12 protein-coding genes and 1 pseudogene are annotated in these 14,854 nt (G+C 48.1%); 9 read left to right on the top strand and 4 right to left on the bottom strand.

What is annotated here, in order from left to right; translation table 11 throughout:
* The first annotated feature begins 131 nt into the window (after nucleotides 1–131).
* The 3 genes from pheS (at nucleotide 132) to ACTWJ7_RS25695 (ending at nucleotide 6,550) form a co-directional block, all read left to right on the top strand.
* A complete protein-coding gene (gene pheS / locus ACTWJ7_RS25705; protein ID WP_024628331.1) occupies nucleotides 132–1,166 on the top strand; it encodes a phenylalanine--tRNA ligase subunit alpha in 1,035 nt (344 codons plus the stop codon).
* A 72-nt stretch (nucleotides 1,167–1,238) separates the two neighbouring features.
* On the top strand, nucleotides 1,239–3,692 hold the full coding sequence (pheT, locus tag ACTWJ7_RS25700; RefSeq protein ID WP_301881531.1) for a phenylalanine--tRNA ligase subunit beta: 2,454 nt from the start codon (nucleotides 1,239–1,241) through the stop codon (nucleotides 3,690–3,692).
* A gap of 137 nt (nucleotides 3,693–3,829) precedes the next feature.
* Nucleotides 3,830–6,550, top strand: a complete 2,721-nt coding sequence (locus ACTWJ7_RS25695) for a cell division protein ZapA (RefSeq protein WP_301881529.1) — start codon at nucleotides 3,830–3,832, stop codon at nucleotides 6,548–6,550.
* A gap of 103 nt (nucleotides 6,551–6,653) precedes the next feature.
* Here ACTWJ7_RS25695 and ACTWJ7_RS25690 read toward each other — a convergent pair whose 3' ends face one another.
* Nucleotides 6,654–7,037, bottom strand: a complete 384-nt coding sequence (locus ACTWJ7_RS25690) for a cytochrome C oxidase subunit II (RefSeq protein WP_301881526.1) — start codon at nucleotides 7,035–7,037, stop codon at nucleotides 6,654–6,656.
* Nucleotides 7,038–7,201: 164 nt separating this feature from the next.
* On the bottom strand, nucleotides 7,202–7,609 hold the full coding sequence (locus ACTWJ7_RS25685; protein ID WP_443145981.1) for a phage holin family protein: 408 nt from the start codon (nucleotides 7,607–7,609) through the stop codon (nucleotides 7,202–7,204).
* A 184-nt stretch (nucleotides 7,610–7,793) separates the two neighbouring features.
* On the opposite strand from ACTWJ7_RS25685, the pseudogene ACTWJ7_RS25680 reads away from it, so the two are divergent.
* The 4 genes and pseudogenes from ACTWJ7_RS25680 to ACTWJ7_RS25665 all read left to right on the top strand — a co-directional run bounded on the left by ACTWJ7_RS25680 (nucleotide 7,794) and on the right by ACTWJ7_RS25665 (nucleotide 12,685).
* Nucleotides 7,794–10,164: pseudogene (locus ACTWJ7_RS25680) on the top strand (endonuclease MutS2).
* Between the two features lie 73 nt (nucleotides 10,165–10,237).
* Complete coding sequence (locus ACTWJ7_RS25675) at nucleotides 10,238–10,657, top strand: DUF350 domain-containing protein (RefSeq protein WP_024628337.1); 420 nt, start codon at nucleotides 10,238–10,240, stop codon at nucleotides 10,655–10,657.
* Nucleotides 10,658–10,777: 120 nt separating this feature from the next.
* The gene (locus tag ACTWJ7_RS25670; RefSeq protein ID WP_079346116.1) at nucleotides 10,778–11,344 is read left to right on the top strand and encodes a hypothetical protein; all 567 of its coding nucleotides are present in this window, start codon (nucleotides 10,778–10,780) and stop codon (nucleotides 11,342–11,344) included.
* A gap of 126 nt (nucleotides 11,345–11,470) precedes the next feature.
* Complete coding sequence (locus ACTWJ7_RS25665) at nucleotides 11,471–12,685, top strand: MFS transporter (protein WP_301881521.1); 1,215 nt, start codon at nucleotides 11,471–11,473, stop codon at nucleotides 12,683–12,685.
* A 59-nt stretch (nucleotides 12,686–12,744) separates the two neighbouring features.
* Here ACTWJ7_RS25665 and ACTWJ7_RS25660 read toward each other — a convergent pair whose 3' ends face one another.
* Both ACTWJ7_RS25660 and ACTWJ7_RS25655 read right to left on the bottom strand, forming a co-directional pair.
* Nucleotides 12,745–13,830 (bottom strand): NAD(P)/FAD-dependent oxidoreductase, encoded by a 1,086-nt coding sequence (locus tag ACTWJ7_RS25660; RefSeq protein WP_443145980.1) that lies wholly within the window; start codon nucleotides 13,828–13,830, stop codon nucleotides 12,745–12,747.
* A gap of 8 nt (nucleotides 13,831–13,838) precedes the next feature.
* A complete protein-coding gene (locus ACTWJ7_RS25655) occupies nucleotides 13,839–13,964 on the bottom strand; it encodes a hypothetical protein (protein ID WP_443145979.1) in 126 nt (41 codons plus the stop codon).
* 97 nt (nucleotides 13,965–14,061) lie between these two features.
* On the opposite strand from ACTWJ7_RS25655, the gene ACTWJ7_RS25650 reads away from it, so the two are divergent.
* Both ACTWJ7_RS25650 and ACTWJ7_RS25645 read left to right on the top strand, forming a co-directional pair.
* Nucleotides 14,062–14,295 (top strand): hypothetical protein, encoded by a 234-nt coding sequence (locus ACTWJ7_RS25650; protein WP_079346110.1) that lies wholly within the window; start codon nucleotides 14,062–14,064, stop codon nucleotides 14,293–14,295.
* 34 nt (nucleotides 14,296–14,329) lie between these two features.
* Nucleotides 14,330–14,725 (top strand): spore coat protein, encoded by a 396-nt coding sequence (locus ACTWJ7_RS25645; RefSeq protein WP_024628342.1) that lies wholly within the window; start codon nucleotides 14,330–14,332, stop codon nucleotides 14,723–14,725.
* Nucleotides 14,726–14,854: the final 129 nt, after the last annotated feature.

Raw genomic sequence — 14,854 nt, 5'->3', positions numbered from 1 at the left:
ACATGTTGCAGGCCGGAAGGGCCGGGCAGCACTGAATGTCTAACAAGGGTGGTACCACGGTCTTTCGTCCCTTCAGGGGAGAGAAGGCCTTTTTTTGTTACATTAACACCACATAAAGGGGGCATTTACACATGAAAGAACGTTTGGAGGCATTAAAGATCGAAGCGCTGGAACAACTGTCCGGTGTGAACGATCCACAGACGCTGAGTGATCTGCGTGTAAAGTATTTGGGGAAAAAGGGTGCACTGACTGAGATTTTGCGTGGTATGGGTGCGCTTAGTGCAGAGGAACGTCCGGTGATTGGTCAGGTCGCCAATGATGTTCGCGGTGCAATTGAAGAAGTCATCGACAGCAAGCAGGAGCAGTTCCAGAAGGAAGAGACAGCGAAACGTTTGCAATCCGAGAAAATTGATGTGACCCTGCCGGGACGTCGCGGACGTCAAGGCGGACTGCATCCACTGACCAAAGTGGTACAGGAAATCGAAGATATTTTCATCGGTATGGGATATCGTGTAGCAGAAGGTCCTGAGGTTGAGATGGATTATTACAACTTCGAAGCATTGAATCTGCCGAAGAATCACCCGGCGCGTGATATGCAGGATTCCTTCTATGTAACAGAAGACCTGTTGATGCGTACGCATACGTCACCGGTTCAAGTTCGTACCATGCAAAGCATGAAAGGTGAAGTGCCTGTTAAAGTCATCTGTCCGGGCAAAGTATACCGTCGTGACGATGACGATGCGACGCATTCATTCCAGTTCAATCAGGTTGAGGGTTTGGTCATTAGTGAGAATATTCGCATGAGTGACCTGAAAGGCACCTTGCTGCAATTCGTACGCGAAATGTTCGGTTCACACACTGAAATTCGTCTCCGTCCAAGCTTCTTCCCGTTCACCGAGCCGAGTGCTGAAGTGGATGTCACTTGCGTGCAATGTGGTGGAAGTGGCTGCCGGGTATGTAAACAGACGGGTTGGCTTGAGATTTTGGGCGGCGGTATGGTTCATCCGAAAGTACTTGAGATGGGCGGTTATGATCCGGAGAAATACAGTGGGTTTGCATTCGGAATGGGCGTAGAGCGTATCGCCATGCTGAAATATGGCATTGATGATATTCGTCATTTCTACAACAGTGACATGGCGTTCCTGAAACAATTTGGACGCCTGTAATTACCGAGGTAGCATACAGGGCGAACGCCCTTCATTTGCAACACCAATTCATAGATTAGGAAGTGAACGTCCATGAGAGTATCGACAGATTGGCTGTCTGATTATATCGCGCTGGAAGGCGTGGAACCGCAGGAGTTGGCAGAGAAAATCACTCGTGCGGGGATTGAGATTGATGTAGTGGAGAACCGGAACCAGGGCGTGAACAAAGTGGTTGTCGGTTACGTGAAGAGCAAGGAGAAGCATCCTGATGCCGACAAGCTGAATGTATGTGTAATTGATGCCGGACAGGAAGAAGATCTGCAGATCGTATGTGGTGCGAAAAATGTGGATGCGGGTCAAAAGGTAGTCGTTGCCCTGGTTGGAGCGAAGCTCCCTGGTGGACTTGATATCAAAAAAGCCAAGCTGCGCGGTGTTGTATCCCTTGGCATGATCTGCTCTGCGAAAGAATTGGGCATGAACGACAAGTTGCTGCCGAAGGACCAACAGGAAGGCATTCTTGTTCTGCCTGCACAAACGGAAATTGGCACACCAATCAGCCAGGTGCTTGGTCTTGATGATCATGTCCTTGAACTGGATCTGACACCGAACCGCTCCGACTGTCTGAGCATGCTTGGTGCAGCTTATGAAGTGGGTGCCATTCTCGGTCGTGAAGTGAAACTGCCTGATCCGACTCAAAAGTTGGTGGAAATCGGTGATGCGGCTGCAAACCATATCTCGGTTGAGATTACGGCTGGCGAACAATGCAGTCATTATGCAGCCCGTTATGTAACAGGGATCAAGCTGGGAGCTTCCCCGCAGTGGATGCAAAACCGTTTGATGGCTGCTGGCATCCGTCCGATCAATAATATCGTTGACATCACGAACTATGTCATGCTGGAATACGGACAGCCGCTGCATGCTTTTGATGCAGATAAGTTGGAGAAGGGCCATATTGAAGTACGAATGGCCAAAGAAGGCGAAACGATCGTGACGCTGGATAGCCAGGAGCGCAAGCTGGAGCCGCATATGCTGCTCATTACCGATGGCGTGAAACCGGTAGCCATCGCGGGTGTAATGGGTGGCGAGAATTCCGAGGTAACGGAAACCACTGTGAATCTGTTGCTGGAATCCGCCAAGTTTGATGGCGGAACTGTTCGGAAAACGTCGCGCCAACTGGGGCTGCGTTCCGAAGCAAGCATGCGTTTTGAGAAGGAAGTCGACCCGGCTGCTGTCATTACGGCACTGAACCGTGCGGCTGAATTGATCCAGCGTTATGCAGAAGGCGAAGTTCATCAGGGAATTGTGGAAGCAGGAACAGCTGCTGCGGATAAACGTGTTGTACAGCTGTCGCTGGAGAAACTGAATCGCTATCTGGGAACCGAGTTGTCCCTGCTTGAAGTGAAAACCATTTTCGCTCGTTTGCACTTTGCGTGTGGTGATGCGCAGCAGGGCCTGCTGGATGTTGAAGTGCCAAGCCGCAGAGGGGATATTACACTTGATGTGGATCTGTTTGAAGAGGTTGCCCGTCTGTACGGATACGACAATATTCCAACCACATTGATTGAAGGACCAACGACACCGGGAGCTTATACGCGTTCGCAAGCGATGCGCCGTACCATTCGTGGCCTGTTTGCAGGTAGTGGCTGGCAGGAAATGATCAGCTATTCGTTCGTACACCCGGATAAAGTTTCCTTGTTCCCTGCTCTGACAGAAGGCAGTAAAGCTGTGAAGCTGGCTATGCCAATGAGTGAGGATCGCAGTGTGCTTCGCAAGAGCATTTTGCCGCAAATGATGGATGCAGCGGTGTATAACATGAACCGCAAGCATGATTCACTGGCTGTATTCGAAGTGGGCAGTGTGTTCTTCACTGAAGAAGAGAAGCTGACGAAGCAGCCGCATGAAATTCCGGTCCTGAGCTTGTTGCTCACAGGAAACCGTGCATCCCAGCAGTGGAATGTGGGAGCAGAGAAAGTGGACTTCTTCGATCTGAAAGGTGCACTTGAGAACCTGTTCGCCTATGTAGGTCTGGAGCAGCGTATTCGCCTGGTGGCAAACAGTCCAGAAGGTTTCCATCCTGGGCGCTCCGCATCGGTATATTTGGAAGCAAAAGATGGTGGAGAAGGCAAACTGATTGGTACGATGGGGCAATTGCATCCTGAACTGCAGCAGCAATATGATCTGAACGATGTATACCTTGCTGAGATCGGGCTTGAAGCCATCTATGGTGAAGCTGATACGGATATCCGTTATCGTGAGCTTCCACGTTTCCCTGCAGTTGAGCGGGATATCGCGGTTGTTGTGAGTAAAGATATCGAAGCTGGGGATATGCTGCGTGCGATTCGTGAATCTGCCGGTGAGCTGCTGCAAACCGTACAGGTATTCGACGTGTTCACAGGCAGCAAATTGGGTGAAGACAAGAAGAGTGTAGCGATGGCTCTCGTTTATCGCCATCGTGAACGCACATTGACAGATGAGGAAATTACCGAGGTTCATGCTCGTGTTGTTGCTCGTCTGGAGGAGCAATTTGGAGCCGAATTGCGTAAATAGAACATAAGTCAATTTTTTGAACAAAGATTAGCAGGAATTGCTTGAAGTCACATCGAATCCTTAGCATTAGAGGATCGATGTGACTTTTTTGTTAAACAGCTTAGAATCAACATACAGACTTGAAGGAGGGCACAACTGTGACTACACCTGATCGTACACGCGTCACCGTAGAGATCTACGGGACTTCCTATAAACTGGTTGGCAGCAGTGCCGACTATATGAAACAAGTAGCTAACCTGGTAGATGAGCGTATGAGCGCGATCTCCAAGCAAAATTCCCGTCTGGATACTCCGCGTATTGCGGTGCTGGCGGCTGTACATATGGCTGAACAGTCTCTTCAGACTCATGAAATTCGAAATGAACTGAAGATGCTTACTGGAGAACGTACAGAACTGAGAAACGAATTGAACCGGTTGAACGCCATACAAAATGAACATCAACAGGAATTGGAACGTCGTGACCAAGCACTCGCTGAAGCAACGAAGCTTAAAGCTGAGGCGGAACAGACCATCGCGAAGCTCCAGAAGGATCAGCAGGCAGAAATAGCCAAGCTGAATACATTGCTGGAGCAGGAACGCACTCAGGCAGCGGGTCGTGAGCAAAAGCTTCAGGCCCAAACTGCTGCGCAGCTGAAAGCGGCGGAAGAGAAGACGCAGGCGCGTCTGAAAGAAGCAGAAGAAAAAGCAGCGAATCAAATCAAGAATGCACAGACGCAGGCGGCAGCCCAGCTGAAGGAAGCACAGACACGTGCAGCAAATGAGTTGCAGCAATCCCAAGCCAAAGCGGCTGCACAATATAAGGAGCTGCAGGACAAGACGGCAGCTCAACTGAAAGAGGCAGAAGCACGGGCTGTGGCAGAACGTCAAAAAATTGAGGTTCAGGCCGCACAGCAAGTACAAACGGCGAAGGAACAAGCAGAAGCTGCAATCTTGTCTGAATTGGAACAAGCCGAGGCCCAATTGCAGAAAGTTCAGGAAGAAGCCCAGCTTCAATACCGTGAACTTCAATCCGAGATGGAACAGCGTATACAGCAGGCTGAGCAAGCTGCCGTGAATCAGGCTCAACAGCTGACTGAAAAGGCAAAAGAAGAACAAGCCGCACTGCAGCAGCAAGCAGAGCAGAAGCGACTGGCTGAGATAGAGCAGCTGAAATCAACGTTCAAGGAGTCATCCGAACAGGCGGAACTGGAGTGGATGGAAAAAGAAGCGGCTTATGAGGAGCAGCTTCAGCAAATCCATGAGGCAGCCCAAACTCAAGCGAATGAAGCTTTGGTAACTGCTGAGGCTTTGCTGCAAGAAGAACGAGGCAAGCTGAAGCAACAGTTGGAAGAAGAACGTAAACAGGCCAAATTGCGCTTAACCGATGTTGAAGGCCAATTAGCCGAGGTGCGTAAGCAGCTCAAGAATGCTCAAGAGGTTGTTGTGGATCAGGAGCAACAGCTCCAACACGAGCGTAATCAAACGGAAACGTTGCGCAGTGAACAAGCCGTATACCAACAGGATCAGGATGTTCAGCTTCGTCGAATTACGGAATTGGAGCAGCAGCTGGAACAATTAAAAGCAGATAGCGCTCAGCTGACTGAACAGCTTCGCAACACAGAAGCTGAGGTAGAGCAGTCCCGGGAAGCGGAGCAGCAGTGGAAACAGCAGTATAATGAGACCGTTGAACGTGAATCTTCTCTGACAGCACAGCTGCGTAAAGTACAGGAACAGCACGGCCAGCTTGAGCAGGAGATCAAGAAACTCCGTGAAGCCGAAGTGAAGTCCGAGGATGAGCAGCGCAGGCTGCAAAAAGTGCTTGAGCAGGCTCATGCGGCAGTACGGACATTGCAACATGAACTCGGCACACTGACGCAGAGCGAGCAGTCCTGGAAAGAGCAGGCTGAACAACGTCTGATCGAAATCGGTGAACTGGAGACGCAGGTACTCGAAGCTGCGGAACAGAATGAAACGCTGGAGTCTGGTGTACAGTCCCTTCATGATGAATTATCCGTCGTTAAAGAAGAAGCTCGTCACGCCAGCGAAGAAGCTGAACATTATATTGCGCAAGCAGGTCGTCTGGAGCAGCAGCATAAAGAGCTTGATGATGAATTGAATGAAGCACGTGAAGAACTGAACAAGCTGCAGGAAAGTTATAAACAAATCCGCAAGGATTATGGTGATGCACTGCAGCGTGAAGAAGACTATACTCGCAAGCTGAATGAAATGAGCGAAGAAAAGAAAGAAATTGTGGGTGCGCTTGAAGAATCCAGGCAGAATGCCAATCAGCTATCTGCGCGGATCGATAAACAAGGCAGCTTGCTGACTCAGACAGAAGAAGAAGCACTTGAGTGGCAGATTAAGCATGAAGAATTGTCTGCCAAACAGGCAGAGCTCTCCTCACGCCTGCAAGAGCTCACTGCTCGGGAAGTTGAGCTGAGCTCCAGGGTAGAACAAGCAGAACAACATGCGGAACAACAAGAGCGGGTTTGGCAACGGCGTGCGGATGAATGGGCGGCTCAGGAGCAATCCTGGCAGGAACGATGGGCTGCACTGGAGAATGAAGTGAATCTTTGGCAGAAAGAAAGTGCTGCCAGTGTGGAGAAGGTAGAAGAGCTGGAACATGAGCGGCAGCAGCTTGACAAGCAGCGTGCAGAAGCGATCGAAGAAAAGCAGACGATGGAGAATGAACTGCTGGAGATCGGTGAGCGGTATGAAGTTGCGGCTAACCAGCTGCGTTTGCTGCAAGTTGAACGTGAGATGGAGCAGGAGAAGGCGGAGCAACTGAATACGGATTACCGCCAATTGCGGGATGAATATACGAAATTGCAGACGGAATATAACGAATGGATTGAATTGATTGAGCAGGATCAGACCTAGCTGATGATTACGTCATAACTGGAATCCTGGACAGCGCACTCTTGTACAATTTGTTATAATGAAGAAAGAGCTCCCGTCGCTACGGGGCTCCTTGTCTTGAACACTATTCTTCAACAATAATTTTGGAGATCATACTGCTGTGACCACTCCCACAAAAGACGGAACAGGACATTTCAAATTCCCCTGCTTTGTCAGGAGTAATCACTTTAGAACTGTTCTGGGTGTCCAGCCGAAGGTTCAGCTCGGGCACGAGAACGCCATGGTTCCCATTTGTATTTTCATAAACAATCTTAACCGGGACACCTTTTTTCAAGTGGTATTCAGGTTGGTCAAATTCATAGTTGCTTGCTTTGATTACCAGTTCTTCGCTGGCAGTTACACCCGATTCAGACTCGCTGTTTGATCCTGCGGATTGTCCAGTTCCACCACATGCAGCAAGAACCAGGATCATCATACAGGCTGCAAGCCATGCCATGCCTTTTTTCATGATGTGCCTCCTTAAAAAGCGTGATATGGATAAAATTTGAATGATTGCTCCAGTCATCATACCGCAAATTGACGATGCCTGTACATGCTGCCTATGTCGTTTTTTTGAACATCAGTATGTATATAACACCCCCAAAAAATAAACCTCGTCAGGCGTTTAAGCCATCAGAGGTTTAGGGGAAGCCTATGGAGAGTAGATACGTTGAGTCTATGCGTGATCTTTGGATCTCTTCCAGCATCAAAAGGGGTGGAAACCGGGATGAACAAATCAATAATCCCGATGACCAATGCAGCCAGAACGGCACCAAGCAGGCTGACATGCACATGATCTACGATATATTGACCAATCCAGATCACCAGTGCGCTGACGATGAAGCCGACAATACCGCGGCCAAAGGGATTGACCCTTTTACCGAAGATGCCTTCAACAACCCAGCCAAGCAGAGCGATAACCAGAGCCAGCATCAGGGCGCTCCAGAAGCCACCGACGGCGAACCCTGGTACGATCCAGCTGACGACCATCAATACAATTGCGGCGATGATAAATCGCACGACATGTCCCAGAAAATTCATGGTTATACCTCCTTTATTCAGATCATATTGAGAATTGTACATCCAGTTCAATGTGAGGTTGCACAATCCTGACACCTGTAGTTTGTGGCGCTTTGTCCCAAGTTATGTGTGGAAGGATTCGTTAAATAGCGAAAGAAAGTTTCTTTCGTTATAATACAGTTATAGTTTGGAAGGAGTTGTACACTTGGACACGAAAATTTTACACACATTGGAATATCGCAAAATTTTAAATACATTGCAAAGCTTTGCCCAGACTACGATGGGAAAAAAGAAAGCGGACCAATTGGAGCCGATCAGTGAACTGGAAGAAGTCAAGAGGTTGCTCCAGCAAACGGATGAAGCTTTTACGTTTGACCGTCTGAAAGGCTCTCCATCTTTTGGGGGAATTGTGGATATTACCGCATCCATCAAACGTGCCGAAATCGGAGGCACGTTGAACCCGCATGAGCTGCTGGGAATTTCCAACACCACCTTGGCAGCACGTCGATTGAAACGCCAAATCGCTGCGCTCCACGATGATGAAAAGGTGGAATCGATTTTCTATATCAGTGATCAGTTATCTGAGCAAAAAGCGCTCGAAGATGCGATTCGTATCTGTATTGACGACAATGCCGAAGTCTCAGATAGCGCAAGTGTTACACTAGCGCAGATTCGGCGTGAATTGCGCGGAGGTGAATCCCGAATTCGCGAGAAGCTGGATTCGATGATTCGTTCTTCGACGGTATCCAAAATGCTGCAGGACCAGCTGATTACCATTCGGGGAGACCGTTTCGTGATTCCCGTGAAATCGGAGTATCGCTCGTACTTTGGCGGGATTGTACATGATCAATCCGGTTTCGGGAGCAACGCTGTTTATTGAACCTGAATCCATCGTTGCGATGAATAACAAATTGCGTGAAACCCGAATCCGGGAAGAGCGCGAAATTGAAGTGATTTTGCAGAAATTGACGGCACTTGTCAGTGAACAGGCAGAGTGGTTATTATATGATGTTGACCTGCTGGGATCTTTGGATTTTATTTTTGCCAAAGCACGTCTTGCCCGTGAATTAAAGGCCACGTTGCCACGCATGAATGATCGCGGATTCATCAAGCTCAAGAAGGGGCGTCATCCGCTCATTTCGATTGAAAATGTGGTGCCCACCGATATTGAACTTGGCAACGATTATACGTCCATAATTGTAACGGGTCCTAACACGGGTGGTAAGACGGTAACGCTCAAGACCATTGGATTACTGAGTCTCATGGCGATGTCTGGTTTGTTCGTTCCGGCCGAAGACGGCAGTCAGCTATGTGTATTTGATGCAATTTACGCGGACATTGGTGATGAACAAAGCATTGAACAGAATCTGAGTACGTTCTCCAGCCATATGACGAACATCATTCGGATCTTGAAAAACATGACGACCAAAAGCCTCGTGCTGCTTGACGAACTTGGGGCAGGTACTGACCCGGCAGAAGGGTCTGCGCTGGCAATCTCCATTCTGGAGCATATGCATCAGACCGGATGCCGCATGGTAGCAACAACGCATTACAGTGAGTTGAAAGCTTACGCTTATGAGCGTAAAGGTGTTATTAATGCCAGCATGGAATTTGATGTCAATACACTGAGCCCGACCTATCGACTACTCGTAGGTGTTCCGGGACGGAGTAACGCGTTCGCAATTGCGGAGCGACTGGGTCTGCCAGGATACATTCTGGATTACGCCCGTGGCGAAGTGAAAGAGGAAGACCAGCGCGTCGAGCATATGATCGCTTCCCTCGAAGAGAATAGGCTTACTGCTGAGCAAGAACGTGAAAGTGCGGAGCGTCTGCGTCAGGATATGGAGAAATTGCGCAGCCGCCACCAAGCCGAATTGGAGAAGCTGGAACAGCAGCGTGACCGTCGTATTGAAAAAGCGGAAGAAGATGCCCGCAACATTGTAGACAAAGCCAGAGCGGAAGCAGAGAAGATTATAGCCGATCTCCGTCAGCTCGCTATGGAAGAAGGCGCATCCGTGAAGGAGCACAAGCTGATTGCTGCTCGCAAACAACTGGATGAAGCAGAACCGGAGAAACGCAAGAAGACCATTAAGCGTGCTGCAACGGCAACGAAGTCCCGGGCCATCGGCCCAGGCGATGAAGTTCTTGTCTACAGTTTGAATCAAAAAGGTCATGTGGTGGAGATGTCCGGCAGCAAGGATGCCATGGTTCAATTGGGGATCATGAAAATGAAAGTATCCTTGAATGATCTTGAATTACAGCAGTCTGCACCAGCAGATTCCAAGCCGAAGCAGAAACCGGTAACGGGTGTGAAACGAACTCGCGATGACAATGTGAAAAGTGAACTGGATTTGCGGGGTACGAATCTGGAAGAGGCCTTGATGGAGACAGACCGCTTTATCGATGAAGCGTTCCTTGCTAATCTGGGTCAGGTTTATATCATTCATGGTAAAGGAACTGGAATTTTGCGTTCCGGTATTCAAGATTACCTGCGTAAGCATAGACATATAAAAAGTTACCGGCTGGGCAATTACGGAGAAGGCGGAAATGGTGTGACCGTCGCAGAATTGGAATAGCCCGACCAAGAATCAAAGATATTCTGCCGCCTGAGTGTCTTCAGGCAGCAGAATGGGGAAGGGGAAACGATGAGTGAAAGGGACGATAGACCAATTGCTGTCTCATCCCTTGGGGATGGTGCTCGGATTTTTCTCCGTAGCGATTATGGAGCTGCTTGTATTTCTTGCCTGCTTTGAACTGGTGACCAAGTACAAATGCTGGAATGAAATCAAGAAGGGTAATGTGGCAGTTGCAATGGCTACAGGAGGCAAGATCTTTGGGATCTGTAATGTACTTCATTTCTGCATTCAGGCCAAATCGTCGGTGTATGAAGCTATGACGTGGTCCATTGTAGGATTTGTTCTTCTGCTCATTGCTTATTTTCTATTCGAGTTTCTGACACCGGTGTTCTCTATTGACAAGGAGATTGAAGCGGATAACCGGGCCGTTGGATTGATTTCCATGATTATTTCCGTCTCGTTGTCATTTGTTATTGGCGCGAGCATCATGTAGGGGGACCGTTCATGAAAATATTGATACGGATTCTGTTTGCTGCGTCGATTGTATTCTTTGCCATAGGCATCATTTATGTGTTGAACACATGATTATTTGAAAGAGAAAGGTTGATTCAATATGGAACCAACAGTTTGTCCATGGTGTCACACCGAGATTGTATGGGATGAGGAGCTAGGTCCTGAAGAAGAATGCCCTTACTGTCACAATGAATTAAAGGGATATCGTACTCTAAACATCAGCATCGGTGATGAAGAGAACGATGAAGCAGAAGAAGACATTTATGATATGGATGATGTCGTGGACGATGAACAAACTACGGATCTTGCCAGCCTGTGGGGAGATGAAGTAGAGCTGAAATTGCCGGAGCTTCGTACATTAACGAAGTATGCGGATGAGGGAAATGATTTGATTCAATACGAAGAAGGCGTGGAGAAACAACTTGATTTGCAAGAAGAGGTACCAGAATGCCCGCACTGTCGTGAATTCATGATCCTCACGGGTACACAGAAGGCCACCAAAGATACGTTTAATCCTGTTGCCAATGCTGTTTCCGGTACGGACTCGTTGCTGGATGCGCCATTCGAAGTGCAAATGTATGTATGCTCAGGCTGCTTCCAGGTGCAATATAATTTGGCCGAAGATGACCGTCTGCGTCTGATCCAGAATTTGAGTGCGCGGAAATAAGGGAGTATAACGATCTGAAAATATAATATTCCGGGAAATTCATCATGTTTTCCTTCTGCTTGGGGCACGTTAACCCTGAGACCTGCCTGTGAAGTGCTGACTTCAGGTGGAATAAGGAGGGAGCAGATGAAGATTTCTCTGGGACGACAATCCATTCTGCTACTAGGCGTGAATGGATTGTTTGTGTTAGCCGGAGCTTTGTCGGGGACGTTTCTGAATGTGTATCTGTGGAAAAGTCGTCCGGACTACGCCATGCTTGGGTGGTTCACCATAAGCCAGCAAATTGCACTGGGACTTACGTTCTGGCTCGCGGGGAAGTGGGTCAAGGAGCATAATAAAATGTATGCTTTGCGATTAGGCACCGCTTTGTCGGGTGTATTTTACATGCTTGTATTATGGGCGGGACCCAAAGCAGTTGACTGGATTTGGCCTTTGGGGATCCTGCTCGGATGTGCACTGGGATTGTTCTGGATTGCGTTTAACGTTGTTTATTTTGAGGTGACTGATCGGGAAAATAGAGACCTGTTCAACGGTTGGGTGGGTTTACTGGGTTCCATGACAGGCATTATCGGTCCTTGGTTCTCAGGTCTTATTATTTCACGAATGGCTGACAATACGGGCTATCGCCTTATTTTTACAGTGTCGTTGGTGATTTATGTAATTGCCGTCGTGTTCAGTTTTTTTCTGAAAAAAAGGGAGGTCAGCGGCACATACCGCTGGTCTGAACCATGGCGACAGTTATCTGCCAAAGATAGTCCATGGAGACCGCTTGGCATGGGATTATTTGCGCAAGGCGTGCGAGAAGGTGTATTTGCCTTTCTGATTGCATTGCTCGTCTATATAGCTACGAAGCAGGAATACAAGCTTGGGCAGTTCTCACTAATCACTTCTGCCGTAGCTCTGGTGAGTTATTGGGCCGCAGGAAAATGGTTTAAGCCGCAATACAGGTCTAGGGGAATGTTGGCCGGAGCGATATTGTTGTTCATCGTATTGCTTCCTCTGTTATGGAAGGTTAGCTATGGTACGCTTTTAATTATGGGAATCGGGTCAGCCTTGTCGATGCCGCTGTACATTTTGCCGATGATTTCGGCAGGATTCGACCTGATGGGAACGAGCGGCGAAAATGTAGAGAAAAGGGTTGAACTTGTCGTATTAAGGGAGCTGTGTTTGATGGTTGGCCGTTTATTCGGCCTTGCTGTATTTATTCTAACGGTCATGAATGGCCCTTCCTTACAAACGCTAACCTGGCTTATTGTGGCGCTTGGGGCTTTCCCACTTATTGGCTGGATATTCATGCGTAAAATGTTAGTACAACCGGATCAGCAAAAATCTTCTGCATAGGAAAAGGGTACAGTCCAGGGATTTGATCCTGAGCTGTACCCTTATTTATTAAGATTTGCTTACACAGGAGTAGGCTTACTCGTTCTCGTTAATGAGAAAAGTTCCATGTCGTCATTCCGGACTCCTGTAACAGCGTCGGCCAGAATAGAAGCAGCGAACATGCTGTACACCGTCCCGTTACCGCCATAACCCTCGAGAAAATAAGAATGCGGGTAATCGGGATGTGGGCCGATAAACGGAAGGCCGTCATTGGTATTGCCGAACACGGCACCCCAGGCATAATCAACTTCAAGACCATCCAACGGGAAATAAGAGCGAACTTCTTCCAGGAGTGTATCTCCCCGGTGTTTTGCCCGAATCTCGCGATGATCTTCCCTCGGTGTCTCTTCATCCAGTCCGCCAGCAATGATCCGTCCGTCTGGTGTTGTTCTCATATACAGATAAGGGCGTGCTGTCTCCCAGATCAGACTGTGCTCATGCCATTCTTTCAGGTCTGGCAAAGGCTTCGTTGCAATAGCATAGGTGGTTTGCAGGTAGGCTCCTTGATCCCTTTTGATGGCCTGCGTCTCATAACCGGCAGCAAAAATAACCTTACTGGCCCGGATTTTCCCACTTGGAGTATAACAAAGCACACCATCATCATCGAATTCACAATGAATCATCTCTGTCTGTCCGTAGATTCGTGCTCCACGTTTGCTCGCTGATTCAAACAGGGCATGAACAAAGCGATACGGGTTCACTTCGGCATCCCCCAACGTATAAAGTGCGGCAGGTTTGCTGAAGGGAAAATGGTCGCTAATTTTGTCGGAATTCCACAGTTCAGCTTCAAAGCCATAGCGCTTCAACGTTTGATATTCTTTCTCCAACATGGCTACATCATCATTGCTGCTGGCAAAACAGAGACTGGTCCGCGGAATAAACCAGGGATCCGTATCTAGCCTTTCCGCAATTTGTGTGAGCTGCTGCATGGCTTCACGACATAGTTCATAGAATCGCACGCCTGTTTTTTCGCCAAAGGTATGAATGCATGAGGTTAATGATTTGTCGTTCGTGTATTGTAAAAGACCTGTATTGGCAGAGCTGCTGCCATGGGCAATCTCCCTTTTATCAATGACAACTGTGTTAACACCACGCTCCGTGAGCAATTCGGAAGTCAGTGCGCCCCCATACCACCGCCGATGATCAGGCAGTCACAGGAGATGTCGGTTTGCAGCGGGGGATAGGTGGATTTTGTATTAAAAGTGGAAGGCCAGAAAGGTGTGCCATAGACCAGATCCATGAGAAACATCTCCTTTGTAATTAACGTTTGTATACTTTTGGGCGACCGGGTTAACAATAATTGCGCATAAACTTTATGCCGAGGAGGTCAACGAAACATGCAGAATCAATCCATGCAAGCGCTGAGTCCGAAAGAGTTGAGTTATATCGCGGATTCGATATCCAATGAAGAACTGCTGATCAAGCAGTGTGCAGCCACAGCTTCTATCTCACATAATCCGCAAATTCAACAAGCACTGAACCAGTATGTTCGCTCCCATGAACAGCATCTGAATATCCTTGTTAATGCTCTTCAGCAGCATCAGTCCATTGCCCCAACACAGGCTCAGTAAATCCAATTGAATCTAACGTTTAGGAGGAAATCGTGTGTACTCACAATCCATGTCTTCCAATGGAAATTTTATGCAGGAGAAAGATTTGCTAAAGTCGATTCTTGCAGATTTAAGACGAACTTCGCGCGAATATACGACAGCAACAACAGAATCTTCATGCCCGATGACTCGCAGAATGTTTACAGACCTGACCAACGATACCCTAAGGCTGCAAGGTGATCTGTTTAATCTAATGCAGCAAAACAACATGTATTCTGTCTCTTCTAAAGCACTTCGCCAGGATGTGGATAAGCAGATTCAGTCTGCTCAGCAGACCCAACAGAAATGTCAGCAGTTCATTCAGGAAAAGAACACTCAGAACAGTGCTTACAGCCAGGCACCCAATGTACCTCAGCATCAACCGAATTACGGTAACCCTTATTACATGTAACCTTTGTAATTATGGTTTGAAGCAGGGACTGTCACAGACCATACCACCGCTTGCCCGAATTCAGGGCGGGCGGTTTTTGTCTTTGCATGATCGTTGAATTCATGTAATATAAGTATTAATTCATTTTCA

The sequence above is a fragment of the Paenibacillus sp. 1A_MP2 genome (assembly GCF_052244825.1).
GTDB classification, from domain to species: domain Bacteria; phylum Bacillota; class Bacilli; order Paenibacillales; family Paenibacillaceae; genus Paenibacillus; species Paenibacillus vandeheii.
The sequence above is the reverse complement of the archived record's forward strand: the minus strand, read 5'-3'. Positions and strand labels throughout refer to the sequence as shown.

Bases quoted from the DNA above. Each gene is read 5' to 3' on its own strand.
- pheS (WP_024628331.1), top strand. From the start codon at position 132: ATGAAAGAACGTTTGGAGGCATTAAAGATCGAAGCGCTGGAACAACTG.
- pheT (WP_301881531.1), top strand. From the start codon at position 1,239: ATGAGAGTATCGACAGATTGGCTGTCTGATTATATCGCGCTGGAAGGC.
- ACTWJ7_RS25690 (WP_301881526.1), bottom strand. From the start codon at position 7,037: ATGAAAAAAGGCATGGCATGGCTTGCAGCCTGTATGATGATCCTGGTT.
- ACTWJ7_RS25685 (WP_443145981.1), bottom strand. From the start codon at position 7,609: ATGAATTTTCTGGGACATGTCGTGCGATTTATCATCGCCGCAATTGTA.
- ACTWJ7_RS25670 (WP_079346116.1), top strand. From the start codon at position 10,778: ATGGAACCAACAGTTTGTCCATGGTGTCACACCGAGATTGTATGGGAT.
- ACTWJ7_RS25665 (WP_301881521.1), top strand. From the start codon at position 11,471: ATGAAGATTTCTCTGGGACGACAATCCATTCTGCTACTAGGCGTGAAT.
- ACTWJ7_RS25655 (WP_443145979.1), bottom strand. From the start codon at position 13,964: ATGGATCTGGTCTATGGCACACCTTTCTGGCCTTCCACTTTTAATACA.
- ACTWJ7_RS25650 (WP_079346110.1), top strand. From the start codon at position 14,062: ATGCAGAATCAATCCATGCAAGCGCTGAGTCCGAAAGAGTTGAGTTAT.